The organism is Povalibacter uvarum (assembly GCF_014202975.1).
Taxonomy (GTDB): Bacteria; Pseudomonadota; Gammaproteobacteria; order Steroidobacterales; family Steroidobacteraceae; genus Steroidobacter; species Steroidobacter uvarum.
In genome coordinates, this window is sequence record NZ_JACHHZ010000006.1 from 635,046 (window position 1) to 659,560 (window position 24,515).

Here is a 24,515-nt window from a genome sequence, read left to right on the forward strand (position 1 = left end):
ACCAGACCCTTCAGAACTTCACGGTGACGTCGAGCAGGTAGCGACGGCCGTACTCATCGTAGCGTCCGATACGGTTCGGCCGGTTGTCGCGATACATGCGCAGCGGCTCGTCCGTGAGATTGTTCACCTGGAAGCGCAGCTGCACGCCCGCGCTGAATCGATAGGACGTGCTGAGATCCAGCACGGACTCCGATTCGAGCGTCTGCAGATCGGCGCCGTTCCAGCCGTAGATCACCGTAAACGGGCTGTGATACTTGTACCCGAGCCGCGCCTCGAACGATTTCGAGCTGTACCACAGATCGACCACCGCCGTGTGTTCCGCATAGCCCGCGCCAGTCAGCGGATCGGTGACCGGCACGAACTCTTCGATGTCCGAATCGACGTAGGCGTAGTTGGAATAGATGCCGAAGTTCTCCAGGCCGCCCCAGAAATAGAACGGCGTCTGGAATGTGATCTCGGCGCCGGTGATCTTTCCACCATCGCCGTTCACTGGTGTTGCCACCGCATATGTGATGCCGTCGTAAGTCTGCGGCTCCTGCGTCCAGCCGATGTATGAGGACACGTCCTTGTAGTAGGCGGCGAAGCCCAGCAGCGCTTCCTCGTGGAAGTACCATTCGTACGAAGCGTCGAACTGATTCGCCTTGAACGGCTCCAGATCGGGGTTGCCGGCGTTCCCGGTGTAGGGCAGCCAGTTCGTCAAAGTCCGGCTCGCGCGCAGCTCATCGAGCGGCGGACGAGCAACGACTCGCGAAACACCGAAGCGCAGCAGTGTCGAATCGTTCAGGTGGAAGTTGATGTTCGCGCTGGGCAGAACTTCCGAGTAGTCGTTGTCGACCGATACGGATTCGAGTGCGCTGGCACCTGTTGCCTGCTGGTAGCCGTCGCTGGTCGTCTGCACATCCAGGAACCGTACGCCCAAGCCGCCAGTGACACGCTTCGCGATCGACGTGCTGTCGAAGCCGAGCTTGACGTAGCCCTCGGCGACATCTTCCTTCACCTTCCAGCGCTGCGCGAGATTCTCGGTGGCATTCGAAGGATCGAGTGCGTCCGCGCCGTACGCCAGGAGCGCGATCTCATCGTAGTTCCCCATCAGGATGGGCGGAATGTCGAGCGTGCCAACGTTGTAGACGGTGAACATGCCGAGCGGGATCTCCACACCGCCGGCTGGCGCCGACGGCCACCACTCGAACCGGTCATGCTTCTTGGTACGGTTCGAAAGGCGCGCACCGAACTGCACTTTGTTGAAGAAGCCGCCGTCGAGCGAACGGGCAAGGTCGAGCGCCCCTGCGATCAACTCGTCGTCGAGATGTTCCGGACCGTCGCTCGCGCCGCCGCGATAGTCGGGCGCGAACTGCGGCATCGTCGTTGGGTCCTGGCTCGTAACGATCGTCGGCAACCCGCCAGCGCTCGTGTCCCAGGTCATCAGCTCCGGATAGACCTCCGTGCGTACGGCCTGCCAGATGTTCTCTCGCTCGGCCTGCGAGTACGAGAGATCGCCGACGACGCTCCAACGCTCGCCCGTCCAGCGCCCGTTGAGACCAGTGACGGACAGCGTTTTGTCCTCGTCGTAGTCGGCGAGCACCGTCGTCACCGAGCTGTACGGCAACGTGGCCGCAACGACGTCGCCATTCACGAGCGTGTAGGACGCAGCGGGATCGTTGTACGCGCCCCAGCTCCCGTTGTTCCAGTTGCCCCAGTTGTTCCAGCCGTAGACGGTCTGGGCCTGGTCTTCGTGAATGTCGATGTCCGAGTACAGCGTATCGAAGCGCAGCTCGAAGCTGTCCGACGCGCGCCACTGCGCGCCGAGCGACACACCCTTTCGCGTCTGATCGATCGCGCTCACGGAAATCTGCGAACCCCAAGGCGTGGGATCGGGGGTGCCGTCGCCGTTGAGATCGCCGGTGAAATCGCTCGCGCCCGCCGGCGGACGCATAGCCGAATCGTTGTAGCCCCAGCCCGTGAAGGACGGATAACCGTTTTTCTGCTGCTGCGCCGTCAGGCCGATGACGATGCCGAACGTCTCGTTCGAGTTGTAGACGTACGATCCGCTCGCGCGATAGCCCCACGGATCGTAGTCCGGAAGGTCCTTGCCGCTTTCGTAGTACACCGGGCCGCCGCGCAGGACGAGATCCTCGCCGGTGTAATCGAGAGGTTGCAGCGTGGCGATGTCGATCGTCGCCGCGACGCCGCCCGCAATCAGATCCGCCGATTGCGTCTTGTACACGGTGACGCCGGAAACCACTTCGGACGGATAGATCTCCCAGCGCACGTTGCGATCCGGCTCGCTGGAAGCCACCTCGCGTCCGTTGATCGTACCGAGCACGAGGCGAGCGCCGAGTCCGCGCACGACGGCCTGGCTGTCGTTGCCGCGATCTCTCGTCGCGTTCACGCCCGGCAGGCGATTGATGGACTCAGCGATCGTGACGTCGGGCAGCTGACCGATGTCATCCGAGGAAATCGCGTCGACGACCAGATCGGAGTTCATCTTCACATCGAGCGCATCGCGCAGGCTGTCGCGAATGCCGGTGACTTCGATCTCCTCGATGACCTGCGACGAGGCGGATTGCGACTCTGCGGCCAGCGCGGGCATTGCAATCGCAGCCAGGAACAATGGCAGAGACGACCGTATCGCGCTTCGCAGCCGATACGGGCAAGGCTTTAGCGTATCCATGTGCATCCCCCAGGTAGCCAGAAATCGCCGATCGAGTAATTGTCGGAGTATTTGTGCTATTTGTAATACTATTGACCCGGCCTGACAAGCCGGTCATCGACCTGGGAAGGAAAAAAGCTACGGAATGGCTGAAATACAGGCCGGCCGGAGCCAGATCTGTTGTGCCGTCAACGGTCCACTGCTTGCGAAAACGTTTGCATGCGCTGTAGTGCGGCTGACACGCAACAGGGCACTGGCAATCCCCGCCTCTGCGCGCTGGTCCTTCTCCCCGACCAGCTCCGCGCTGCCGGCAGCGGAGAACTGCACAGAGCGATCGGCAGGCACAGCGGCGCCGTTACGGTCCAGCACCCTTGCTCGCGCAAACACCAGATCCGCTGCATCGGTCGCACTGCACACTCCTGCGTCGTCGATCTCGATCTGCAACCGTTCGGGAGCCTCTGGCGTAATGACGCGATGCAAAGCAATTGCGCGTCCATTGCGATAGCCGACGGCGTCGAGCGTCCCTGCTTCATACTTGCCGACATCGAACGTGAAGGGCGGATGGCGCAGACGATCTGAAACGCGATCGCGATCGGGCCGCTGGCGAGCCACGCTTCGGCCGTTCAGGAACAACTGCACTTCATCGACGTTGCCGAAGACTCTCACGCGAGTACTCGAATCTGGCAGCCAGTAACTCGCGATGAAGACCGCGGGACCCGCCTCGAAGCGCGGTGAGACCTCATCAGCCGCTCTTTGTGTTCGGAAAAACTGGTAGTTGAACTTGGGCAGACGCTCGAGACTCATGACACCCGATGCCTCGAGATCCTCGGCATAGCCACGGTTGTAGTCGAACATGACCCAGTAGGCATCGGCGAACGCCGGTGTACTGAAATTGTCGTTGTGCGCCTCCTGGTTGTTCAGGGCTTGCTGCAACAAGCGCGCTTCACCCGCGCCTAGCAGTTGGCGACTCGTGCGATCTTCCTCCTTCAAGTTCGCCCAGGTGTGCTGCTGGAATCCTGCATTGAGTGCGTAGTACTCCCAGTCGCCGTACTCGGAAACGAGGTACGGCCGCTTCGGCGGCTCGTAATGCTCGATGCGATGTTGTCTTGCCTGGATGTAGACGTCATAGCCGTCGTCCTGCCAGCCCGCGGAGTAGGCCTGATCGCCCGGGTACTCTTCATGCACGATCTCGTTGAAACGCTGCACGAGCGATGTCGGCATCTGCGTTTCGTTCAGCGAGCATTCCCACGCGATCACGCTCGGATGATTCCGGTCGCGGCGGATCATGTCGCGGCAGGTCTGCAGAACCTGGCGCTCGAACGCGGGGTCCGGATTGAAGAACTGCCATCCGGGAATCGAGTCGAGCAGGACGAGCCCGAGTTCATCGGCCGCGGCCATGAAGTGTGACGAATGCGGATAGTGCGAAAGGCGGACGAAATCGAACCCCGCTTCCTTGATGCGCTTGGCGTCGCGATAGTCCGCCTCCGGCGAGAGCGCATAACCGACGTACGGATATTCCTGGTGCCGATTGACGCCGCGCAGGAACGTTGCCTCGCCATTGATGGCGAACTTGCCCGGCGCAATGTCGATGCGGCGGATGCCGATACGTGTGTGTCGCTCATCAACGGTACCCTCACTCGTCTCGACGATCGTCCGCAGCTGATACAACGACGGTGATCGTGGCGACCAGAGACTGGGCTGACCGACGTCGAACTGCTGTGCAACGCTCACGTTGGCGCCCGCCGCCAGCGTGGTCGATGTCGAAACGTGACGAGCGACTTCTCGTCCGTCCTTCGAGAGAGCCTGCACGATGCGAAACGATGCCTTCGCCCGCGATGTATTGCGCAGATGCGTTTTCACAGCGACTGTCGCCTTGTCCCTACTGACCGCGGGATAGGTAACGAAGATCCCTCCTCCGCCAGGCTGCGCCTCCATGATTTCATCCGTGATGTGCACGGGAGATTTCACGATGAGCGACACATCGCGATACAGCCCGCCGTACATGTTGAAGTCCAGCACCTTCAGCGGCTTCGGCCCGGTGACGGCGTTGTCCCGGTTGTCGAGGCGGACCACGAGCTCATTCGCCGCATCGAACTTCAGTCCTTTCGTCAGGTCGACGACGAAGGGCAGATACCCGCCGAGGTGCGTCGTCACGACGCGCCCGTTGAACCGGACCTCGGCGACATTCATCGCGCCTTCGAAGCGCAGCCAGACCTGCTTGCCGCGCCAGGACGGCTCCGCCGCAAACGCCTTGCGATAGAACGCGATCCCTTGCCATTGATCGTTGACGATGCGCGGCTCGATGCGTGCCGTGTGCGGCACCGTGACTTCAACCCACTGCGATGAAGGGATCGACTTGACGTCCGCATCGACATCAGCAGCGCGGTGAAACTGCCAGTTGCCATTGAAGTTGCCGAGGGTCGACTTCGCTTGCGCAACGACGCATTGGTCGCACAGCTTCTCGGTCAACGAGATCGTCGTGTCGTCCGCGCCCGCGACTGCCTGAACGAAACGACCCGGCGCATCATCTGCGCTCAGCAGAGGCTGCTGCCGCTGCGCATCCCGATAGACCTGCAGCTTCATGCGGGTGCCCGGCATCAGCCGGAGATTGGCGTGGGCTTTCCCATCCGTGAGCTTCATCGTAACGGGCGTCGACGACTCGAACACATCGCTCCACAAGTACAGCGCCAGCGCGTCCTTCACATTGCGCACATCGAGCGCGAACTCCACGTCGACCGGCAGCACATACGGAAAATCGAGATAGTCCGCGCCGGGCAACAGGCGGCCATCGAAATCGAACAGCGCTGCGTTTTCCCAGCTCGAACCCGTACCCCAGCGTGTCTTGCAGCGACTCGACACCCACGCCGGCTCCCAATAGACCATGCCGACGCCGCCGCTCGCGATCACTCTTTGCGTGAGATCGATGAGATAGCGACGCTGCCCCTGCCGGGTCGCCGGATAGTCCTGAATCAGCGTGTCGGTGCCGAGCAGGTTCGGCATTTCGTCCTTGTGATCGAGCGTCCACGGGTAGGCTGCTTCGACGAGCAGTACATCGGCGGCATGGCGTTGTCGCAATCGATTGATCACAGCACTGAGCCCATCGAGATCCTGCGTCGACCAGCGCCGGTAATAGCTGATGCCGATCATGTCGAAATCGCTCACGCCTGCCTTCGCGGCTGCTGCGAACCAGGGCTCGACGTTCTCCGGTTGCGCGATATGCAGCATCACGCGGGGCTTGATACGGGAAGTCGCTCCCGCCTCCCGGACCGCGCGAATTCCGGCATTGAACAGCTTGGCGTTGCGGGTCCAGTCGATCGGGTTCTTGGCACGCTCGAGCGTGCTCAGGATCTCACCGTTGGTCTCATTCCCCACCTGCACCAGCTCGGGCATGAGCCCCACGGCATCCAGTTCGCGCAGGGTCGACAGAGTGAACTCATGGACGCGTTCGGCCAATTTGTCCGGGTTGTCGATGTCGGCCGCCCACGCGGCGGGAATGATCTGCTTGTCCCCGTCGGCCCAATCGTCGGAATAGTGATAGTCCAGGAGGACTTGCATGCCGGCCTTCCGGGCGCGACGGATCGTCTTCTTCACGTCCGCCATGTTCGAATAGCGCGTCCAGCGCGCGTCGTTCCACAAGCGAACGCGAACCAGATTGGCACCGCGCGACTGCAGTAGCTGGAAGGGATCAGCGCGAACCCCGGCGGCATCGCGATAGACCGCGCCGCAATCCTCCATTTCGTTGACATACGAGAGGTCGGCGCCAAAGTAGTACTGAGGTTCCGCATGCGACTGCAGGCTGGTACCGACCATCACCACTGCGCCCAGGATGGCTGCAAGCTTCATTCGAAATCTCCCAGTCGTTGTCTGTCGGCCGCGTAATTAATCATACAAATACAAACGACCGGCAGGGAAGCCCCGGACTTGTGGCGTCGCAAGAACGACTCTGCCAGAGTACGCGGCAGGTCCTTCGTTCGTTCACCGCACGATGCGCAAACCCCCTCAGTCGAACGTGACACACGCGATCGTCGAACAGCTCGGTCACGCGGTCGTTGCGCGTTCTTTCGGAACCAAGGACTCCTTCCCCATCGAGGCCGAGCTCTGCAAGCAGTTCGGCGTGAGCCGGACGGTATTGCGAGAAGCGGTGAAGATGCTGACCGCGAAGGGCCTGCTGCGCGCGCGCCCTCGCCAGGGAACGTGGGTCCAGGAAGAGAATCACTGGAATCTTCTCGACCCGGATGTGCTGCGCTGGCTGATGGAACGGAAGTTCTCGCTGCAACTGCTCGCGGAGTTCACCGAGATCCGGCTCGCCATCGAGCCGATGGCGGCGATGATCGCGGCGACTAAGGCCACCCCTGCTTCGATCGCGCAGATCCGCAACGGCATCCATCGCATGAAGATGGCGGAACAGGGCGACGACGACCCTCTCGAATCCGACATCGCCTTTCACGTCGCGATCCTTCACGCCACCGGCAACCGGTTCTACTCGCAGCTCGAAGACGTCGTCGACGCGGCGCTGCGGATCTCCATCGCGTTCACCAATCGCTACAAGGGCGTTGCCCTTGCAGACATCAAAGCCCACACGAAAGTGCTTGACCACATCGAGGCCGGCCAGCCCAAGCGGGCTCACGCAGCGATGACAGCGATCATCGAGGAAGTGATGGAGCTGATCGGACAGGCCAGGAAGAAGAGCCCCCAGTGAGTCGCATCCGGTGACTCGCGTCCAGATCCTCGGCTGTGACGACAGCGCCTTGCTGGAGCGCATGCTGGCGCTGTTCGCCGAGGCCTTCAGTGATCCGGTGGCTTACAACAGCGCCCGCCCCAGCAAGGAATACCTCCAGCGACTCCTGCGTCGCGACCACTTCATTGCGCTGGCCGCGATCAACGGTTCGGAAGTTGTCGGCGCCATCGCCGCCTATGAGCTGCAGAAGTTCGAGCAGGAACGCAGCGAGATCTACATCTACGACCTCGCAGTGGCCGAGCCCTTTCGCCGGCAAGGCGTTGCGACTGCGCTGATCCGGGAGCTGCAGAGGATCGGCGCGACACGCGGCGCCTATGTGATCTTCGTGCAGGCGGATTACGGTGACGACCCCGCCATCGCGCTCTATACCAAGCTGGGTATCCGAGAAGATGTTCTGCATTTCGATATTGCGGTGAAACCATGAAGCACGCGTGCACTGCCGCCCGCTTGTTCTTCATTGCCGGGAGCACGATCTGCATGACTGCCTTCGCGGAGAACGAGTCTTTCGAAACGCCGGCGCTCGAGCACGTCCTGACGGTTAGAGCTGATATCGACGCGCCTATCGTCATGGGCAGGACGCCGCAGGGTCAGCGACGCGTGATTCCGATCGCAGGCGGTACGTTCGAAGGCCCCTCGATGAAGGGCACCATCATGCCCGGCGGCGAAGACTGGCAAGCGATCCGCGTGGATGGCGTCACGCTGCTCGATGCACGGTATGCATTGCGCACCGACGATGGCACGATCATCCGCGTCCACAATCGGGTGCTGATCGATCCGCCGGCCCAGAATGCAGCTGCGGGCACGAAGCCCTATGTGCGCTCGTCCGTCGAGTTCGAAGCCCCGGTCGGCAAGTACGACTGGCTGAACAAAGGGATCTTCGTGGGCACGCTCACGGCCGATACGACTCGCAAACCACCGCTGGTGACTCTGCGATTCTTCAAGGTTCGCTGAGCTCGGCCTCTAGCCGCCGAGGCCTCGCGGCAGCGATAGCTCTGCCTCCAATCCCCGGTCGGGCCCGTTGCGCAGGATCAGTCGCCCTCCGTGAGCCTGCGCCGCATCGCGCGCAACACTGAGCCCGAGCCCTGTGCCGCCAGTCTCGCGCGATCGCGACGATTCGAGGCGGTAAAACGGCTCAAAGACGCGCTCGAGCTCTTCCGGCGGGATTCCGGGACCTTCGTCGATGATCGTGATGCGCAGGACATCATCGTCGTCGACACGGACACGAACGGCATCGCCGTACTTGAATGCATTGTCGATGAGATTCGTCAGGCAGCGCTTCAGGGTTTGCGGCCTGGCGCGATATGTCGCAGTCGCGCTGCCTTCGATCCTCAACCGATGCCCCAGCTGGGCGAACTCGGACTGGAGCCGGGCGAGCAGCCCGTTGACGTCCAGTTCCTGCGCCGCTTCTTCGACACCCAGATCGCTGAGCGCATCGAGCGTCGCAACCACCATGCTTTCCATCTCCAGCAGATCGCGCTCGAACTCCTTGCGATGCTCGTCATCCTCCATCAGCTCGAGGCGCAGACGGGCCCGCGTGAGCGGCGTTCGAAGATCGTGCGACATTGCAGCCACGGCGCGTGTGCGGCTGTCGATGTACCGGCGCAACCTGTCCTGCATCACATTGAAGCCCTGCGCCACCTGGCGAAGCTCGCGCGGTCCGGTTTCCGGAACAGGTGGCTGACTCAGACTTCTTCCCAGCGAGTCCGCAGCCGCCGCGAGTCGTGACAGCGGACGCGTAATGCGTCGTGCAGCGACGTACGCGCCCAGTGTCAGCCCGGCGAACAGCACAGCCAGCTGCGCGGCGAGCTGCACGCCGACAATGGCATTGAAGCTCAACGGCGCACGGCGGAGCATCGTCCCGCCAAACGGCACTTTGAACGTGACGGGCGCCTCGCCGGGCCAGGTCGCTGTCAACACGATCTCTGCATCCCGCATGATCGCCGCCGACCACCGCCCTGCTCCACTCGATGGCGGCGGCAACGCCGCCTGGAAACCGCCCGTTGCCACGCCTTGAACAGCCATCGCCGGCATGCGCACTCGCTCGACCGATGCGAACACGGGCGCATCGGCTGCGCCTGATGACACAGTGTGGATCAGCATGTCCGTCGGCTCGCCAGGGGCAATGCGAGCACGAATCGCGACCCGATCGTCGACGAGCGAACGAATGCGCTTCACGAGTTCATCGGCCCTTTCCTCGGGACTCGGCGGCGGCCGCACACGAACCGGCATTCCGATCCCGAACTGCAGGAACGGTGGAAAGAACGACGGCGGTGGTGGTGGCGGCCCGGTTGAGATGGTCATGCGGGCCAACTGGATGTTGACCTGGCGATCGCCGAGCTCACGCAACGTTGCGCTGCGCTGCGCCTGAGGCAGTGCCTCGAGCCGGTTGAGCGTGTCGGCAATGCGGCGAGCGGCATCTTCCATCATCGGCTGCTCGCGGCGGAGGATGAGGCTGCCACTGCGATGAATCACGAGCGTTGTCGCCACGATCTGCGCGAGCGCGCAGGAAACGACGAGCACGACGAGAACGCGTCCGAAGATGCTGTCCGGCAACAGGCGTGCGAGCATCGATCAATCCATCTCGAGCGCAGTCGCGAACACGTAGCCCTTGCGATACACCGACTTGATGATCTTCGGCTCGCGCGCATCATCGCCGAGCCGCTGACGCAGCCGGCTGACCAGGACGTCGATGCTGCGATCGAAGGGATCTGCTTCACGCCCCCGCGTCAGCTCGATCAGCTGGTCCCGACTCAGCACCAGACTCGCGTTCGTCACCAGGGCATGCAGAAGATCGTACTCGGCGCCGGCGATCCGCAACGATTCGCCGGCGGGATTCAGCAGGCTTCGCGAAACCGTGTCGAAGGTCCAGCCGGCGAACCGGTACTTCGAGCGCTTCCGCGCGTGCGTCGGTGCCGAGATGCGATCCGACCGGCGCAGGACGTTGCGTATCCGTGCAAGCAGCTCGCGCGGATTGAACGGCTTCGCCATGTAGTCTTCGGCGCCGACTTCGAGACCGATGATCCGATCGAGCTCGGCGCCCTTCGCGGTCAGCATGATGATTGGCGCACGATTCTCGGCCCGCATCCTCCGGCACACCGAGAGCCCGTCCTCTCCCGGCAGCATCACATCGAGGACGACGAGGTCCGCCCGCTCGCTTGCCAGCACACGATCCAGCGCCGAAGCGTCGGCGACGGCAGTCGCTCTCAATCCGTTCACCTGCAGATACTTGGTCAGCAGGCCGCGAATCTGCCGGTCGTCATCGACGACGACGATGTGTGGAAAGTTGCTCATGGACGGTACGTTGTCTGACCCCATCGGCCTACTGCATGCCGCAGTCTGGCGGCGGGGAATGAACTGCGGCTGAAAGCTGTGTTGCAGATCGTTGCAGGAATCGCCGGCGATTGACGCGACGACGCCACGCGCGTTGCAACAGCGCAAGGATCCACGTTCCGTTCGATGCGGCAGGCGGGAAAAAGGTCGCAACTGCAATGATTGCTTACAACTTTGCCTGGCCCGATGGGCTGCGATCGCCGCCGGCAGGATGATGTAAAAAGAAAAGACCATCCGGAGGTGCTCCGGATGGTCAATGCGCGACAGCGCAGGAGGAAGTCCTGTCGCGGCGACAGGCTGGATGTCTATCGATCCTTGCGAAGTGTCCCGCTCACCGCGGCGGTTCCGCCGCCGTACATGAACATGGTGTAGACGCTGCCGCTCTGCAGCGTCGCACCGGCGCGGGTGAAGAGATTCACGCCTGTATCGGTATTCGATACGTCGAACTGATACTCGAGTCCGCCGTCGACTTCGACGAATGGCGAGGCGTCGCCCAGCGCGACGCCTTCGATGATCGGCGAGTAGTCGATTGCGAGCGACAGCAGTGCTTCGGCGCCGGACACGCTGTTGATCACGCGGATCTTCGAGCGACTGCTGGTCGTCGGAAGACGATTGTCGTCGCTGAGCAGCTTCGCCTGCACGCCATCGGCGTTGTTCCAGATGAGCAACGTGTACTCACCGCCGGCAGCGAGATTCACACTCGGCACAGCGACGGCAGTGCCGTCGACGCCGACGGAAACGGTGGCCGTTCCCGACTCGACCTGGCTGTAGCGACTGCTGATCACGCCGGCGGACGAGTTCGAGAGCAGTGTCGTTCCACCGACTCGGGCTGTGACGGCGGTGCCGCTCGAAATTCCGACAGCACCGCGAACACGCGCCTTCGTGTTCGCATGCAGAGTTGGGCTGCCCTGCTGCGGCAGCACCACCGCACTGACGAGCACACCTCCGTCGGTTGCCGTGAGCACGACTGCGGTCACCGATTTCTCAGCGAACGTGACCGAGGACAGATCGAAGCGCACATCGGCCGAATCTCCCGCACCAGTGACACGCAACCGATACGTACCGCTGTCCACAATAGCCGCCGACGTCGCTGCCCCGTGGGAAATACTCGAGAACTGCGGCGTCGCATCGTCCAGCGAGACCGATTCATCGGTGAAATACACATCCAGAGCGCCCGCTTCCCCGGTGTTCAGCAGCAGCACTTTGCTCTCGCCGGCGCTCGCCTCGCTCGTGTCTTCATTGAAAACCATCGAGCCGAAGTGCCCGTTCGATCCATAGGACACGATGACCGTGTGCGATTCTTCGACGAGCTTGCTGCCGCTGAGTGTCTGCAGCGTGCTGGTCACGCCCGCGCGCCGCAGTTTCAGTGTGTATGTGTCCGCATCGACTGTCGCGTAGTCGCTGATCGTGTTGTAGCCGACGGACTGCAGCTTGACCTCGTCGTCATCGGAACCGTTGTTCACGTACAGGTCGAGCGACTGATATCCGGGGCTGACGTTCAGCAATCGGAACTTCGCATCGTCCTTGTCGTCGTCGCCGCCCGAGATCTGATCGCATCCGCTCAGGGACAGCACGAGACCGAGACCGCAGAGAAGCACTGCAACCGCCTTCAACACCTTCATCGCTTGACTCCAGAACCGGATGAACAGGCCTGGAAGCTACGGCAGCAGTGTGGGACAAGCCTTGCACATCATGGCGGAGTTGTAAGCAAGTGTTGCTCTGGAACGTGCGCTGACGCATTACAATGCCCCCATGCGCATCGTCACTTACAACGTCAACAGCATCAACGCCCGACTCCCGAACCTGCTGCGCTGGCTGCAGGAGACGACACCGGACGTCGTGTGTCTTCAGGAATTGAAGGCGCCGCAGGAAAAATTCCCGGAAGCCGCGATCCGCGAGGCGGGTTACGGCGTGATCTGGCATGGACAGAAGAGCTACAACGGCGTCGGAATCCTGGCCCGCAACGCCGAGCCCACCGAGATCCGTCGTGTGCTGCCCGGCGATCCCGAAGATGCGCACAGCCGGTACATCGAAGCAACGGTCAATGGAGTCCTGATCGGCTGTCTGTACTTGCCGAACGGCAATCCTGCTCCGGGGCCGAAGTTCGACTACAAGCTGCGCTGGCTCGAACGCCTGCGAATCCATGCCGCGGAGTTGTTCGCGCGCGAAACGCCGGTCGTGCTGACGGGTGACTACAATGTCATCCCGACCGAGCGCGACGTGTACAAGCCGGAGCGCTGGGTCGACGACGCATTGTTCCGTGTCGAAACGCGCGAAGCGTTCGGCCGCATCATGAGCCAGGGTTGGGTGGACGCCGTTCGGACGCTGCACCCCGATGCCCAGATCTTCACGTTCTGGGACTACTTCCGGAACGCATATCAACGGGATGCGGGACTGCGCATCGATCATCACCTGTTGAATCCGGCCGCGGCGCGCTTGCTCGAGCGGGCCGGCGTCGACCGCGAAGTCCGCGGCTGGGACAAGGCCAGCGATCACGCCCCAGTATGGATCGAACTGGGCGGATCGAACTGAAGACGCCCCGATCGATGCGCCTGCTGGCGAGTGCCGCGATGCTCTGCACGGCGATTGCTGCCGCGCAGGATGGAACCAGCCAGAGCGCACCCTACGAAGTGGGTGTCGGTGTCTTCGACCGCACCAAGCCGGACCTTGGCCTGCAGCGTGCCTCACGGTCGCAGACAATCACGATCTTCCGACCCGGCGATCACGACGACAAATTCAGCAATGGCGTCGTGCTGCTCCCATTCAAAGGCCGGCTCTATGCGCAATGGCAGAGCTCACCTCGCGACGAGGATTCCGCCGACACCTGGGTTGCCTACAGCACGAGCGAGGATGGGCTTCGCTGGTCAGCACCGGCCGTGCTTGCGAAAGCCGGCGTCGCCGGGCGCATGCATTCGAGCGGCGGCTGGTGGACAGACGGCGACACGCTGGTTGCGTACATCAATGTGTGGCCGACCGGATTTCAATCGCGTGCCGGCGGTTACACGGAATACGTGCTCAGCAGTGACGGCAAGCGCTGGTCCACACCGCAGCGGGTGACCGGCAGCGACGGGTCGCCTGTCGAAGGCATCATCGAACAGGATCCGCATGTCCTGGCCGATGGACGAATAGTCACGGCGTTCCACCTGCGTCCCGGATTGATCGTTTCTCCTTTCCGTACGGACGACGCGCTCGGTATCCGCGGCTGGAAACGAGGCCGCATGGCGAACCTGCCGCACGAGGGCGAAGTCAGTCGCGAGATCGAGCCGAGTCTCTTCCTGCGTGGCGCCTGCGCAGTGATGGTGTTCCGCGACCAGTCATCCAGTTATCGGCAACTCGCAGCGGAGAGTTGCGATCGTGGCGAGACGTGGACGACTCCCGTCCTGACCAATATGCCCGATGCGCGTGCGAAGCAAAGCGCCGGCAATCTCCCGGACGGCACGGCTTTCCTCGTCAACGCACCCAACAGCGACAAGATACGCATTCCGCTCGCGATCACCCTCAGCGCTGACGGGCGACATTTCGACCATGCCTTCCTGCTGCGGGCTCAGTCGGATCTGCAGCCGCTCCGGTATGAGGGGACTTACAAGCGGTCGGGCTACCACTATCCGAAGAGCGTTGTCTGGCAGCAGCACCTGTACGTTGCCTATGCGACCAACAAGGAAGACGTCGAGCTGACGCGGGTTCCACTCGAGAGCCTGAAACGACCGTAACAAATGGGTCTTTTCCGCGACTGACGGGACGAGCGAGCGTTCCTCGGTACGAATGGCGCTCGTCCCCCGTTCGTGACACGTCGTATTGTCGAGGCCGAACGTCATCGCCGAGGTCTCGCGTGTCTCATACCATTCACCGCCTTCCTGTCGCCTTCTTCAGCCAGGGAGTGCTGCTGGCGGGACGACTGCATCGCAACGTTACCAATCTCACGGAAGTGCAGCCGGCGCTCGTGATCAGCGGTTCCTGGCTGACGGTCAAAGAGCAGATGGCCGATCGCCACGCCGAAGCCTTCGCGCAGCGGGGCTATACCGTCCTCACATTCGACTTCGCTGGATTCGGTGCCAGCGGCGGCGAGATGCGCCAAACGGAGATGCCCGCTCGCAAGGTCGCCGATATCGCAGCGGCGACGCAGTTCCTTCAGACGCTCTCGTGCGTTCGACCCCGCATCGGCTACGTCGCGATCTGTGCCAGCGCTCAGTATGCCGCCGCGGCTATCGATGCCGGAGCGCCAATCGTTTCCTTCGCAAGTATTGCCGGGTGGTTTCATGACACCGCAACCGTCGGCGCCTACTACGGCGGTGAAGAAGGGATTGCCGCTCGCATCGCGAGAGCGGTGGACGCACTGCGCGCCCGGGAGTCAGGCAGCAAGCCGGATCTCGTCCCTGCTTACGAACAAGGCAATGAGCGCGCAGGCATGTTCTTCCCGCTCGACTACTATGCAAACCCGGATCGCGGCGCGATCCCGGAATGGCGCAACGAAATGGACGAAGCCACGTGGATGTACTGGCTGACCTTCGACGGCCTGCGTCGCGCCGAAAGGCTCCGCGTGCCGACGCTCTTCGTGCACGGCGACGAATGCGCGCTGCCCGACAACGTCAAGCGCATTTCGCAACGCATGCTGGGACGCAAGCGCATGGTCTGGGAGACCGGATTCCAGGTCGATTGGTACGATCGACCCGATCGTGTAGCGCTCGCAGTCGACGCAGCCGATGAGCACTTCCGCGGCACTCTTCCCGAGGGTTCATGAACATGAACGACTACGGCTATCGCGATCTCGACCAGATCCGCGTTCGACAGACGATCGCGTTGCTCATGGGGGATATCGATCGGCGCGACTTCGACGCCGCTGAGCGGCTCTTCGCTCCGGAAGTCCTCGTCGACTACACGAGCCTCTGGGGCGGCGAACCGGTGACGATGACACGCGAAGTGCTTCTGCAAGGCTGGAAGGCGCTCGTACCCGGTTTCGATGCGACTTGGCACGAACTCGGCGAAATCACCGTGCGCGTCGAAGGCACAACGGCAGAGGCATCGTGCCCCGTCGCCGCCCGTCATTGGATTGGCACGGATGTATGGCTGCCGCGCGGAGAGTACGAATTTCGCCTCGTTCGCCGCGACACCTGGGGCATTGCCGCCATGAAGCTGATCGTATCGGACGAAATCGGTTCGCGGTCGCTCGTCGAGGCAGCTCGCGCCCGAGTCGCATCGAGATGAGAGCAGTGCTCGCTATCACCGGATCGCTGGCGCTCGCATCAGTGTCGGCTGACGAGTTGCGCCTCTTCGGCCTGCCCGTGCCGGATCGGCCGGAACCGTTCAGCCCTTCGTTCCTCGATGCGCTCGAACCGCTGCAGGTGACGAATCCTGCTCTGTCCCCTGATGGCCGCAAGCTGGTCATCACTGTCGTGAATTCGTTGACGCCGCGCCACACGACGACTGCGCTCTACGAATCCATTGTGGCGGGGGACGAATGGGGCCCTCCGAAATACATCCGTGCGTTGCATGCCGATGGCTACAACAGCTCCGAAGCCGCCTTTTCCGCGGACGGGGCGTATCTCTATTTCGTAAGCAACCGTCCACCCGGCTCGCCGCCATGGAATGTCCGCATGTTTCGCGCCCGAGTGCTCGCCGATGATTACGAGAAGCCTCAGCTGCTCACGATCCCGACGGGCAACGCAGCAACGTTCTATCCCCAGCTGATCGATCCGGACACGCTCGCCTTCACCACAGACGCGCTCAACGGAGTCGGCGGAGGCGATCTTTACACTGCGTCGTTGCAGGAAGACGGATCGTTCGGAACACCGCGGGCGCTGGATGGCGATTTCAACTCCGCGCAGGATGATTGGGATCTCGTCGAAGACGACGCCAGCACGACGCGGTTGTGGGCGTCAGCTCGCCCCGGCGGTGCCGGCAAGGTCGACATCTACATGAGTTGTCGTGAGCCGGCTGGGGCGTGGTCGTCAGCACGCAATGTGTCGGCTGTGAATACCGAGTCGGTCGAAACCGCGCCGCGGTTCATGGCTGGCGGCGAAGTGCTGTTCTTTCATCGTGTCGTCGAGGGTCGGGACCGGCTGTACTGGGTGAGGTGGAAGGGATGCGAAGGCTGAAAGATTCCGTCATTCCCGCTTGCGCGGGGATGACGAGTCCCCTCGCAATCGCAGCGCATTCGCGATCACCGAAACCGACGACAGACTCATCGCTAGCGCCGCAATCATCGGGCTGAGCAACCATCCCGTCAGCGGATAGAGCACACCTGCGGCAATCGGAATGCCGAGCGCGTTGTAGCCGAATGCGAAGAACAGGTTCTGGCGAATGTTGCGCACGGTGGCGCGACTGAGATGACGCGCACGAACGATTCCCTGCGGGTCGCCTTTCACCAGCGTCACCTGCGCACTTTCCATCGCGATGTCGGTTCCCGTTCCCATCGCGATGCCGACATCGGCTTTGGCCAGTGCTGGCGCGTCGTTGATGCCGTCGCCCGCCATCGCGACCCGGCGACCTTCCGATTGCAGCCGTGCAATGACGTCCGCCTTGTCCTTAGGCTGCACATCGGCGATCACATCATCGATGGCGAGCGTTGCAGCTACTGCACGCGCTGTTGCTTCGTTGTCGCCAGTGAGCATGACGAGCCGGAGCCCATCCGCCTTGAGCGTCTCGAGCGCCGCGGGAGTCGTCTCCTTGATCGAATCGCCGACCGCGATGGCGCCGGCCAGGCGCCGATCGACGCAGAGGAAGACGACCGTTCGTCCCTGACGGCGCAGCTGCTCCACTTCACTGTCGAACACGCTGACATCGACACCGCGGGATTTCATCAACGCGATATTGCCCAGCGAGAGGTCGTGACCGGCCGACTCTCCGCTGACGCCCTGACCTGTAACGGAATGGAAGTTGGTGACGGTAGCGGGCGCGATCCCGCGAGATTCCGCGCCGGACACGATTGCGTGCGCCAGCGGGTGCTCGCTCGCACGATCAAGACCGGACGCCCAACCGAGAATCTGCTGCTCCGAATAGCCATGAGCAGTCAGCACCCGATCGAACGAAGGCTTACCCACCGTCAGCGTCCCCGTCTTGTCGAGAACGAGCGTGTCCACCTTCTGCAAATGCTCGATGGCCTGAGCATCGCGGAACAAGACACCGAACGTCGCACCGCGGCCGCTCGCAACCATGATCGAGATCGGTGTCGCCAACCCGAGCGCACATGGGCACGCGATGATCAGGACAGCGACCGCATTCACCAGCGCATACGAAAGCTTCGGCTCCGGGCCGATGAGCCACCAGGTCATGAACGTGAGAATCGCGATCGCGACGACGGCCGGAACGAACCAGCTGGCAACCTGATCGGCGAGCCGCTGCAAGGGAGCGCGCGATCTCTGCGCCTGCGATACGAGCGAAACGATCTGCGCGAGCAGGCTGTCGGCTCCGACACGTTCCGCCTCGATGACCATGCTGCCTGTCTGGTTCACGGTCGCACCGACGACGCGATCACCGGGTTGCTTGTCCACGGGCATCGGTTCGCCCGTCAGCATCGACTCGTCGATCGTCGAACGGCCCTCGATCACATGACCGTCGACAGGCACCTTCTCGCCGGGACGCACACGCAGGCGATCGCCGGCGTGGACATCGCTGAGAGCAACATCCTCCTCCTGCCCATCCGCACGAACACGGCGCGCATGTTTCGGCGCCAGCCCGAGAAGCTGGCGGATGGCGGCACTGGTCCGGCCGCGGGCACGCAGTTCGAGCCATTCCCCGACCAGAACCAGCGCGACAATCGCGCTGGCCGCCTCGAAGTAGACGCCGACCATGCCGTGATGATCCTGCATCTGCGCGGGGAAGGCCTGCGGCCAGAACGTCGCAATCACGCTATAGACGAACGCGACGATCACGCCAAGCCCGATCAGCGTGTACATATTGGGCGATCTATTGACCACGCCCATCCAGCCTCGCCGGTAGTAGTCGAGTGCCGTCCACAGAACGACGGGCAGCGACAGCAATAGCTCCAGTCCTCTGAGTATCCTCGCAGTCGCATGCGACATCTCGATGTGCACGAAATGCGGCACCATCGCGATCAGGACGATCGGGATCGTCAACGCGAGCGCGATGGTCAGCTTGCGGCGAACGTCGAGCAGCGACGTGTCGTCTTCCTGTTCCGTCGGCATCTCTGGCTCGAGCGCCATCCCACAGATGGGACAGTGCCCCGGTCCGACCTGACGGACTTCCGGATGCATCGGGCACGTATAGATAGCGCCAGGTTGAGCGGGCGCTGCCTCGCGCGGTGGTCTTTCATGCGCGCGCGCATGAGCGCCAGGGCCGCTGCAGCACGCCGGGGCCGCCTCATGGCGATGGGTCCGGTGCTCTTCGTGAGAATGAGCGGACTTCGACGAGCAGCACGACTGCTCCGGAGTCTCGTCATGCGGGTGCTGATGCTTCACTTGTCGCCCTCACGATCGTGCGGGGCGGCCGGAATGCCACCCAGGTCGTCCAGGATTGGACAATGCGGTCTCGCATTTCCGGCACAGTGCTCGGCGAGGTCAGCCAGCGCATTGCGCATGGATTGAAGCTCCTCGATGCGCGCATCGAGTTCTGTAATGTGCTTCGTAGCCAGTCGCTTCACTTCGCGACTGGCGCGCCGCTGATCGCGCCAGAGCCCGAGCAGGTCGGCGATCTCGCTCATCGAGAAGCCCAGCCCCCGAGCCCGCCGAATGAACCGCAGCGTGTGGATATCGGCTGCGTTGTAGACACGGTAGTCGCCAGCCGTACGCGCAGCCCTGGGGATCAGCCCGAGCGACTCGTAGTGGCGAATCATCTTCGCCGTGACGCCGGACAGCTTCGCGGCGTTGCCGATGCTGTAGTAGCCCTGCTCTTTAGCGGCCGCCAGCTCGGCGCGAGCTGCGGCAGATGTCGCCCTGCGGTTCTTCATGGGCACATCATGAACCTTCCTACAGTGGGAAGGTCAAGCCGATGAACCGGCTGATGCGCCTTCCTCAGCGGCGCTGCATCACGGCGCGAGCGCTTCGGACCAGTCGTGGATGCTGTATTTCCCCACGACGCCATTGATCACGAAGGGATCGCCCGCGACGAACGCCTCTGCCGCGGCGCGCGATGTAAAGATTCCGATCGCGCCGATCGGGGGAGCGCCGTACGGACCCGCCATCAGCAACGTCCCAGCCTTGTGGAACTCGACGAGTCGCGCTTGATGGGCAGGAAAGTTGGCTTGCGCCTTCGACAGGCCGTCGGCGGCCAGTTCGTAGAACATCAGGTACTTCATGAGGAACCTCGCGAGCAGGGCGCGCATGGTGCCACCTTCGCCGCGCTCATTTGAAGGAGACGGCAGCTGCGAGAGGAGAAATAAGCGCTCCTTGAGAGTCGCGTTGAGCCGAGCACGTCGACAACGAGCCGTCAGAACGCTATGTCGTGCTCCCGTGCGAACGTCTTGATCGCCGCCACTGATTCCTTTGGCTTTGTCTGCAGCAGGAAGTGAGGACCTTCGATCTCGACTATCCTCGCAGCTGGCATGTTCCCGGCAACAGGACGATCGTGGTCATTCGAGCAGAAACTCGCTGATCTGCTTCCTCAACTCGGGATCATCGACCAGCTTCGCCGCTTCCTCGGCACGACCTGCGCACTCGCGCGCCATCGATGCGTTGCCCATGGTCCTGTGGCGTTCCGCCATCGAAAGCAGGATGGATGCGCGGTAGGCAGCGGCATCGGGGCGATCAGCGTAGTCGAGGCCTCGCTGATACAGATCCAGCGCGGTAGGGTCGTCGTCGGTGAAGTCGGCCAGTGTCTCGAACAGGAAGGGATGCGGGTTTCCCGAAGCGACCTCGCCGTCGACAACTTCACGCAGTTCGTTGTACAGCGTCGAATGCTCTTCCCTGTCGAAGCCCTCCGACGCGCGAACGAGTGCCGTCGCGAGATCGAGCACCCGATAGTAGATGTCTTCAGGGATCTTCATGCTGTGGTCATTCCTCAGCCCCCTCGATCAGCCACTGCCTGAGCGTCGACCCGTCCGGGTACGCTATGTCATCGATCTTCCAGTGACGTCCGACGCGGATCAGACGGTACTCGAGCTGCGCCTTCCCTGACCCCACAGCGTCCACGGGATATTGAAGGGTCGCGATCACCACGGATTCGACCGAACCAGCCTGGATCCTCACCGTGACACACCCCGGATCCGCGGAGTACCAGATCGGGGAAACTTCTATCATGCAGACGCCGTTCACCTCCTCGCAGTCCCACACTCGGGCACGGAGGCGCACGACCTCTTTGGTGAAATACTTCTTCCATGCCTTCGGAGGCACGGTCCGCATACTTCGCTGATCCGGTTTTTCGACAACCACTTCTGACGAAAAATCGCTGTACAGCCTCGCGACGACATCGCTGGGCGCTTCCGCCGCGGAAGCCGCGCTTGCCGGAAGGACGGACGAAATCGCACTCGCGGCAAGGACGACACACAGGCGGGCGACGATACGATGCGACATGTGACGGGCACCTGAAACCGAAAGTCAGGTGCCAACATAGCATCACAGGCTCTGCAGCTCCGCAATCCTCCACGGCCCGCCGTTCACTCGCTGCAATGGCCAGCGTCGGCGCAGGGTGAAGTGATTGTAGGCGCGGATCTCGCCGTCGAAGCTGCCGAAGTGGTCCAGCCAGACGACGACATGATCGACGTCCGGCACGCCCGTCGTCGGGTCCGCACGAGTGATGCGCCGGATCGGGGAGACACGATCGACTCGCGCGTCGAGTACATCGCCCATGATGTACTTGCGACTCGTCTCCCAGATGCTCTGGAACAGGTGCGAAGGAATCGAGTACGACGCATCGAACAGCGCGCGGCCGCTTTCATAGATCGCAACTCGCCAGTCGGCGAAGAGGCTGCGCCACCGATCGTCGTCCGCAAGCTTGACTGCCCGGACCATTGCTGCGACGACTTGCTCGGGCGGGGCATCGTCAGGCAGTTGCACCGGATCGATGCTGTCTACCTGCGCTTCGCCTGCAAAGGCATAGCCGCCCGCCTGGTTCTCGCTTCGCATGTCGACACACAGCTCTCCAGAATCGCCAGCGAGTGCCGCGACGATATCGACGAGCAAACCGGTCACGGGACGACGGTTGAACGTGATCATGCGAACGTCGCCACGAATCGCAGCGAGAAACTGGTACCGCTCCGAGAGCTTCGGATGAACCTGTGCTTTGAAGCGCTCCATCGTCGCGTAGAAGTGTCCGAACCGCGGCGCATTCGACAGCTGAATGAGATAACAACCCTCACCCGAACCCGCGGCGACCGCGAATCCGGCGCCCAGATCGCTGACGAACTGCCGCGGTGACAACGCGGGCAGTTCGACGATCCTTCCAACCATCTTCGAAGCTTCATGCGCAGGGGGCGAAGGGAATGTCGCAATCGTCTGGCTCGCGAGTTCCTGCTTGATGGTCGTCCAGGACTGCGCAGCCGCGCCTTTCGCGATCTCGAGCCGTTGCGCCCCCAGCTCCCGATAACGCAAGTCGACAGCATCGAGCCGCTTGCCGTTGAGACTCTCGCGGGCCGCGTTCCAATCAGCCATCACCGCGTCGGCAAAGTCGCCGGGATGATTGTTCGCGAGATACTCGATGCGCGCCGCATGTTCGTCGAGCTCTTTCAGTTCCTGGCGCGTGTTCATGCGCTGGCGATACCACGAACCGTCGAGGATGACGGAGAGCTTGAACACCAGACGCTCGTACCAGCCGCTCCAGGGAGAGCTGAATCCATCGTTGCTGATGGTTCCGGGACCGCCCGGCGCGAGCGCCGAGCGCTGCTGCGGCGTGCGATAGAGCCGCTCGAATCTGAGTTGCCCCGTCACTTCGTGCTGCTCGCCGAATCGCATCACAGTCAGCGCGAGATCGCACTCGGATTTCCAGCCGCGCTGTTGCCATGCATACGACTCGTTGGCCTGCCCGATCTGTCCATGGAACTTGCCGGGCAACAGGTACGGCGCGACCGACTCGCCGTTCACGGCGACGATGACGTCGCCGATTGCGAGGCCGCTGCGGCGAAAGCCGCTGTCCCAGGCGATCCACGTGACACGGAATCCGACGATACCGTCGGCCGATTCGAGCACCGCGTCGGCCTTCAGCCCCGAGGTCAGCGTCTCGGTGACATGGATGAGTTCGGCAGCCATCACTCGAGCCCGCCTCTGCTGGATTTCACGCGATCGGCAAGCGACGAAAGCTTGTCCTTGAACATCGCTTTGATCTGATCCTGGATCCGGTCGTCCTTCGCCGCGACGAATCCGCGCCCGAGCTTCTCGAGCTCGACCTCCCAGACCTCCCGTAGCGCCTTCTGGTCGTCGCTCGACAGGCCGTTGACGTCGATCTTCCAGGTCTTCACCGAATCCTCGAATACCGTCTGCAGCTGCCGCTGGATATTCACCCGTTCCACATCCGCCCAGGAGCGCTCGCGCTGCGATGTTTCCAGCAGGTCCTCGATCGTCTTCGTGCTCACCGCGCCGACGAAGATGCCGCGGTGCTGATCGATGAACCGCTCGTATTCGGTCTTGAACCTGTCCATGAACGGCCGGACGTGCTCGATCGCCTTCTCCGCAAACTTTTTCGCATCCTCCCGCTGGCGCGTTGTCGGGCACTGCGATGTCTTGTCGAGGCTGGCACGCGTCAGGTCGTTGTATTCCTTGACCGCGCTGTCGAGATTCGTCTTGCGCAGGAACTCCCGCACGGCTTCGCGAATCTGCGCGAAGACGACGACGATCGTCTCTTCCATCTTGTGCTGCTGCAGGAATGCATCCGTGTAGCTCTGCATACTCGCGCGATACGGTTCGACGGTCGTCATCAGGTACTGCACGCCGCCCTGCAGGATGAGCGAAAGCGCATTCATCGTGCTGCCGGTGATCGGCTTGTTGGGATCGATCTTCACGTTGCGCAGCTTCTCGGCGATGCCGCGCTGGTTCTCCGTCACCTTCTGCACGGTCTCGTGCATGATCCGCATGACCTGCTGCGTCGTATCAGAGGCCTTCTGGTCGATGGAGCGATCCTGATCGCCCAGGGACTTCCATTTGTCCTCGAGGTTCTTCGACTCGTCACGAAACTCACGCGTGTACTCCTGCAGCTGGCCCTGCAGAAAGCCGAGCGGCATTTCACGCAGCAATGCGTAGAAGCGGGATTCCTGCTCGACGACCTTCTCGGCGAACTTCTTCAGGTTCGGCGCGAACTTCTCCAGGTCCTTGTCCTTGATGAGATCGGTCAGCGTGCGGAACGCCTCGTCGCCACGCTTCGCGAAATGCTCGATCCAGCGCGATTGCTGGCTGACGCCCTTGATCGAAGACGACTCTTCCTTGAGCACAGGCAAGGCATCGTTCAGCGCACGATCGCGCCAGTCGATGTACCTGGCGATGCCCGCCATGTAGCCGGTATAGCGCGCGAGCACCTGCGCCTGCGGGGCCCCTTCGGCGACAAGACGCAGATCCTGTTCCTGCGGCTTGAGCACCTCTGCCTGCAATTCATCGAGCCGTGCGCCGTAGTCCGCCATGGTTCCGTCCCTGCATGAAAGTGCGAAACGTGCAGGCGCGACGGGCCGCGGTCAATATGAACCGAAGGACTTCATCGAATCCCCGCATGTGAGTTCTGACGAAAGTCAGGGACAGATCCGGACATGGACTGCGCGAGCGGCATATTTCCGGCTGTGGGTCCGACTTTAGTCGGACGTCAGGCCGAAGGCCTCATCGCTGACGCGATGACGTCCGGCTGAGGTGGTCTCAACGGGTCGATGCAACATCATCCACTAGACCGGAGGTGTGAGATGTTGCGTAAGAGACTATCAGCTGAAGAGCA

20 protein-coding genes and 1 pseudogene are annotated in these 24,515 nt (G+C 62.4%); 8 read left to right on the top strand and 13 right to left on the bottom strand.

The window, feature by feature from the left end:
• Nucleotides 1-10: 10 nt before the first annotated feature.
• The 3 genes and pseudogenes from HNQ60_RS25085 to HNQ60_RS28410 form a co-directional block, all read right to left on the bottom strand.
• A complete protein-coding gene (locus HNQ60_RS25085) occupies nt 11-2,671 on the bottom strand; it encodes a TonB-dependent receptor (RefSeq protein WP_221304434.1) in 2,661 nt (886 codons plus the stop codon).
• A gap of 117 nt (nt 2,672-2,788) precedes the next feature.
• Nucleotides 2,789-5,290, bottom strand: a complete 2,502-nt coding sequence (locus tag HNQ60_RS25090; protein ID WP_407676469.1) for a glycoside hydrolase family 2 TIM barrel-domain containing protein — start codon at nt 5,288-5,290, stop codon at nt 2,789-2,791.
• Nucleotides 5,291-5,395: 105 nt separating this feature from the next.
• Nucleotides 5,396-6,493 (bottom strand): annotated as a pseudogene (locus tag HNQ60_RS28410) (glycoside hydrolase family 53 protein); the annotation flags it as partial.
• A gap of 142 nt (nt 6,494-6,635) precedes the next feature.
• Between HNQ60_RS28410 and HNQ60_RS25095 the strand changes: the two are divergent.
• From HNQ60_RS25095 to HNQ60_RS25105, 3 genes are read left to right on the top strand one after another with little or no spacing between them, the layout of a single operon-like run.
• Nucleotides 6,636-7,349: a FadR/GntR family transcriptional regulator gene (locus tag HNQ60_RS25095; protein WP_184335523.1), complete on the top strand. Its 714-nt coding sequence runs from the start codon at nt 6,636-6,638 to the stop codon at nt 7,347-7,349.
• Nucleotides 7,350-7,359: 10 nt separating this feature from the next.
• Nucleotides 7,360-7,812 carry an AAC(3)-I family aminoglycoside N-acetyltransferase gene (locus HNQ60_RS25100; protein WP_322096901.1) on the top strand — a complete coding sequence of 151 codons (453 nt, stop codon included), beginning with the start codon at nt 7,360-7,362 and terminating at the stop codon, nt 7,810-7,812.
• Entirely contained in the window at nt 7,809-8,339 is a 531-nt protein-coding gene (locus tag HNQ60_RS25105) for a DUF3237 domain-containing protein (protein ID WP_184335524.1), read from the top strand. The genes HNQ60_RS25100 and HNQ60_RS25105 overlap by 4 nt, the downstream gene beginning before the upstream one ends.
• Nucleotides 8,340-8,348: 9 nt before the next feature.
• Here the strand turns inward: HNQ60_RS25105 and HNQ60_RS27300 are convergent, their stop codons facing one another.
• From HNQ60_RS27300 to HNQ60_RS25120, 3 genes are all read right to left on the bottom strand, one after another.
• Complete coding sequence (locus HNQ60_RS27300; RefSeq protein ID WP_221304435.1) at nt 8,349-9,956, bottom strand: ATP-binding protein; 1,608 nt, start codon at nt 9,954-9,956, stop codon at nt 8,349-8,351.
• A gap of 3 nt (nt 9,957-9,959) precedes the next feature.
• Entirely contained in the window at nt 9,960-10,679 is a 720-nt protein-coding gene (locus HNQ60_RS25115; RefSeq protein ID WP_221304436.1) for a response regulator, read from the bottom strand.
• Nucleotides 10,680-11,023: 344 nt separating this feature from the next.
• The gene (locus HNQ60_RS25120) at nt 11,024-12,340 is read right to left on the bottom strand and encodes a DUF4397 domain-containing protein (protein WP_184335526.1); all 1,317 of its coding nucleotides are present in this window, start codon (nt 12,338-12,340) and stop codon (nt 11,024-11,026) included.
• 130 nt (nt 12,341-12,470) lie between these two features.
• Between HNQ60_RS25120 and xth the strand changes: the two genes are divergently transcribed.
• From xth to HNQ60_RS25145, 5 genes are all read left to right on the top strand, one after another.
• Nucleotides 12,471-13,250 (top strand): exodeoxyribonuclease III, encoded by a 780-nt coding sequence (gene xth / locus HNQ60_RS25125; protein WP_184335527.1) that lies wholly within the window; start codon nt 12,471-12,473, stop codon nt 13,248-13,250.
• Entirely contained in the window at nt 13,223-14,428 is a 1,206-nt protein-coding gene (locus HNQ60_RS25130; RefSeq protein ID WP_221304437.1) for a sialidase family protein, read from the top strand. The genes xth and HNQ60_RS25130 overlap by 28 nt, the downstream gene beginning before the upstream one ends.
• 119 nt (nt 14,429-14,547) lie before the next feature.
• Nucleotides 14,548-15,456 (top strand): alpha/beta hydrolase, encoded by a 909-nt coding sequence (locus HNQ60_RS25135; RefSeq protein ID WP_184335528.1) that lies wholly within the window; start codon nt 14,548-14,550, stop codon nt 15,454-15,456.
• Nucleotides 15,453-15,920: a nuclear transport factor 2 family protein gene (locus tag HNQ60_RS25140; RefSeq protein ID WP_184335529.1), complete on the top strand. Its 468-nt coding sequence runs from the start codon at nt 15,453-15,455 to the stop codon at nt 15,918-15,920. The genes HNQ60_RS25135 and HNQ60_RS25140 overlap by 4 nt, the downstream gene beginning before the upstream one ends.
• Entirely contained in the window at nt 15,917-16,810 is an 894-nt protein-coding gene (locus HNQ60_RS25145; RefSeq protein WP_184335530.1) for a TolB family protein, read from the top strand. Before HNQ60_RS25140 ends, HNQ60_RS25145 begins: the two co-directional genes overlap by 4 nt.
• 9 nt (nt 16,811-16,819) lie before the next feature.
• Here the strand turns inward: HNQ60_RS25145 and HNQ60_RS25150 are convergent, their stop codons facing one another.
• The 7 genes from HNQ60_RS25150 to HNQ60_RS25180 all read right to left on the bottom strand — a co-directional run bounded on the left by HNQ60_RS25150 (nt 16,820) and on the right by HNQ60_RS25180 (nt 24,213).
• On the bottom strand, nt 16,820-19,132 hold the full coding sequence (locus tag HNQ60_RS25150; protein WP_322096902.1) for a copper-transporting P-type ATPase: 2,313 nt from the start codon (nt 19,130-19,132) through the stop codon (nt 16,820-16,822).
• Nucleotides 19,129-19,620 carry a Cu(I)-responsive transcriptional regulator gene (gene cueR, locus HNQ60_RS25155; protein WP_184335532.1) on the bottom strand — a complete coding sequence of 164 codons (492 nt, stop codon included), beginning with the start codon at nt 19,618-19,620 and terminating at the stop codon, nt 19,129-19,131. The genes HNQ60_RS25150 and cueR overlap by 4 nt, the downstream gene beginning before the upstream one ends.
• 78 nt (nt 19,621-19,698) lie before the next feature.
• Complete coding sequence (locus HNQ60_RS25160; protein ID WP_221304438.1) at nt 19,699-19,995, bottom strand: YciI family protein; 297 nt, start codon at nt 19,993-19,995, stop codon at nt 19,699-19,701.
• A 246-nt stretch (nt 19,996-20,241) separates the two neighbouring features.
• A complete protein-coding gene (locus tag HNQ60_RS25165; protein ID WP_184335533.1) occupies nt 20,242-20,655 on the bottom strand; it encodes a hypothetical protein in 414 nt (137 codons plus the stop codon).
• Nucleotides 20,656-20,662: 7 nt separating this feature from the next.
• Complete coding sequence (locus HNQ60_RS25170) at nt 20,663-21,181, bottom strand: hypothetical protein (RefSeq protein ID WP_184335534.1); 519 nt, start codon at nt 21,179-21,181, stop codon at nt 20,663-20,665.
• A 42-nt stretch (nt 21,182-21,223) separates the two neighbouring features.
• Nucleotides 21,224-22,852 (bottom strand): hypothetical protein, encoded by a 1,629-nt coding sequence (locus HNQ60_RS25175; protein WP_184335535.1) that lies wholly within the window; start codon nt 22,850-22,852, stop codon nt 21,224-21,226.
• Nucleotides 22,852-24,213: a hypothetical protein gene (locus tag HNQ60_RS25180; RefSeq protein WP_184335536.1), complete on the bottom strand. Its 1,362-nt coding sequence runs from the start codon at nt 24,211-24,213 to the stop codon at nt 22,852-22,854. Before HNQ60_RS25180 ends, HNQ60_RS25175 begins: the two co-directional genes overlap by 1 nt.
• Between the last annotated feature and the right edge of the window lie 302 nt (nt 24,214-24,515).

What these genes read in the sequence shown, in the direction of transcription:
- HNQ60_RS25085 (WP_221304434.1), bottom strand. Translation starts at nt 2,671, where the DNA reads ATGGATACGCTAAAGCCTTGCCCGTATCGGCTGCGAAGCGCGATACGG.
- HNQ60_RS25090 (WP_407676469.1), bottom strand. Translation starts at nt 5,290, where the DNA reads ATGAAGCTCACGGATGGGAAAGCCCACGCCAATCTCCGGCTGATGCCG.
- HNQ60_RS25095 (WP_184335523.1), top strand. Translation starts at nt 6,636, where the DNA reads ATGCGCAAACCCCCTCAGTCGAACGTGACACACGCGATCGTCGAACAG.
- HNQ60_RS25105 (WP_184335524.1), top strand. Translation starts at nt 7,809, where the DNA reads ATGAAGCACGCGTGCACTGCCGCCCGCTTGTTCTTCATTGCCGGGAGC.
- HNQ60_RS27300 (WP_221304435.1), bottom strand. Translation starts at nt 9,956, where the DNA reads ATGCTCGCACGCCTGTTGCCGGACAGCATCTTCGGACGCGTTCTCGTC.
- HNQ60_RS25115 (WP_221304436.1), bottom strand. Translation starts at nt 10,679, where the DNA reads ATGAGCAACTTTCCACACATCGTCGTCGTCGATGACGACCGGCAGATT.
- HNQ60_RS25120 (WP_184335526.1), bottom strand. Translation starts at nt 12,340, where the DNA reads ATGAAGGTGTTGAAGGCGGTTGCAGTGCTTCTCTGCGGTCTCGGTCTC.
- xth (WP_184335527.1), top strand. Translation starts at nt 12,471, where the DNA reads ATGCGCATCGTCACTTACAACGTCAACAGCATCAACGCCCGACTCCCG.
- HNQ60_RS25130 (WP_221304437.1), top strand. Translation starts at nt 13,223, where the DNA reads ATGGATCGAACTGGGCGGATCGAACTGAAGACGCCCCGATCGATGCGC.
- HNQ60_RS25140 (WP_184335529.1), top strand. Translation starts at nt 15,453, where the DNA reads ATGAACATGAACGACTACGGCTATCGCGATCTCGACCAGATCCGCGTT.
- HNQ60_RS25145 (WP_184335530.1), top strand. Translation starts at nt 15,917, where the DNA reads ATGAGAGCAGTGCTCGCTATCACCGGATCGCTGGCGCTCGCATCAGTG.
- cueR (WP_184335532.1), bottom strand. Translation starts at nt 19,620, where the DNA reads ATGAAGAACCGCAGGGCGACATCTGCCGCAGCTCGCGCCGAGCTGGCG.
- HNQ60_RS25160 (WP_221304438.1), bottom strand. Translation starts at nt 19,995, where the DNA reads ATGCGCGCCCTGCTCGCGAGGTTCCTCATGAAGTACCTGATGTTCTAC.
- HNQ60_RS25165 (WP_184335533.1), bottom strand. Translation starts at nt 20,655, where the DNA reads ATGAAGATCCCTGAAGACATCTACTATCGGGTGCTCGATCTCGCGACG.
- HNQ60_RS25170 (WP_184335534.1), bottom strand. Translation starts at nt 21,181, where the DNA reads ATGTCGCATCGTATCGTCGCCCGCCTGTGTGTCGTCCTTGCCGCGAGT.
- HNQ60_RS25175 (WP_184335535.1), bottom strand. Translation starts at nt 22,852, where the DNA reads ATGGCTGCCGAACTCATCCATGTCACCGAGACGCTGACCTCGGGGCTG.
- HNQ60_RS25180 (WP_184335536.1), bottom strand. Translation starts at nt 24,213, where the DNA reads ATGGCGGACTACGGCGCACGGCTCGATGAATTGCAGGCAGAGGTGCTC.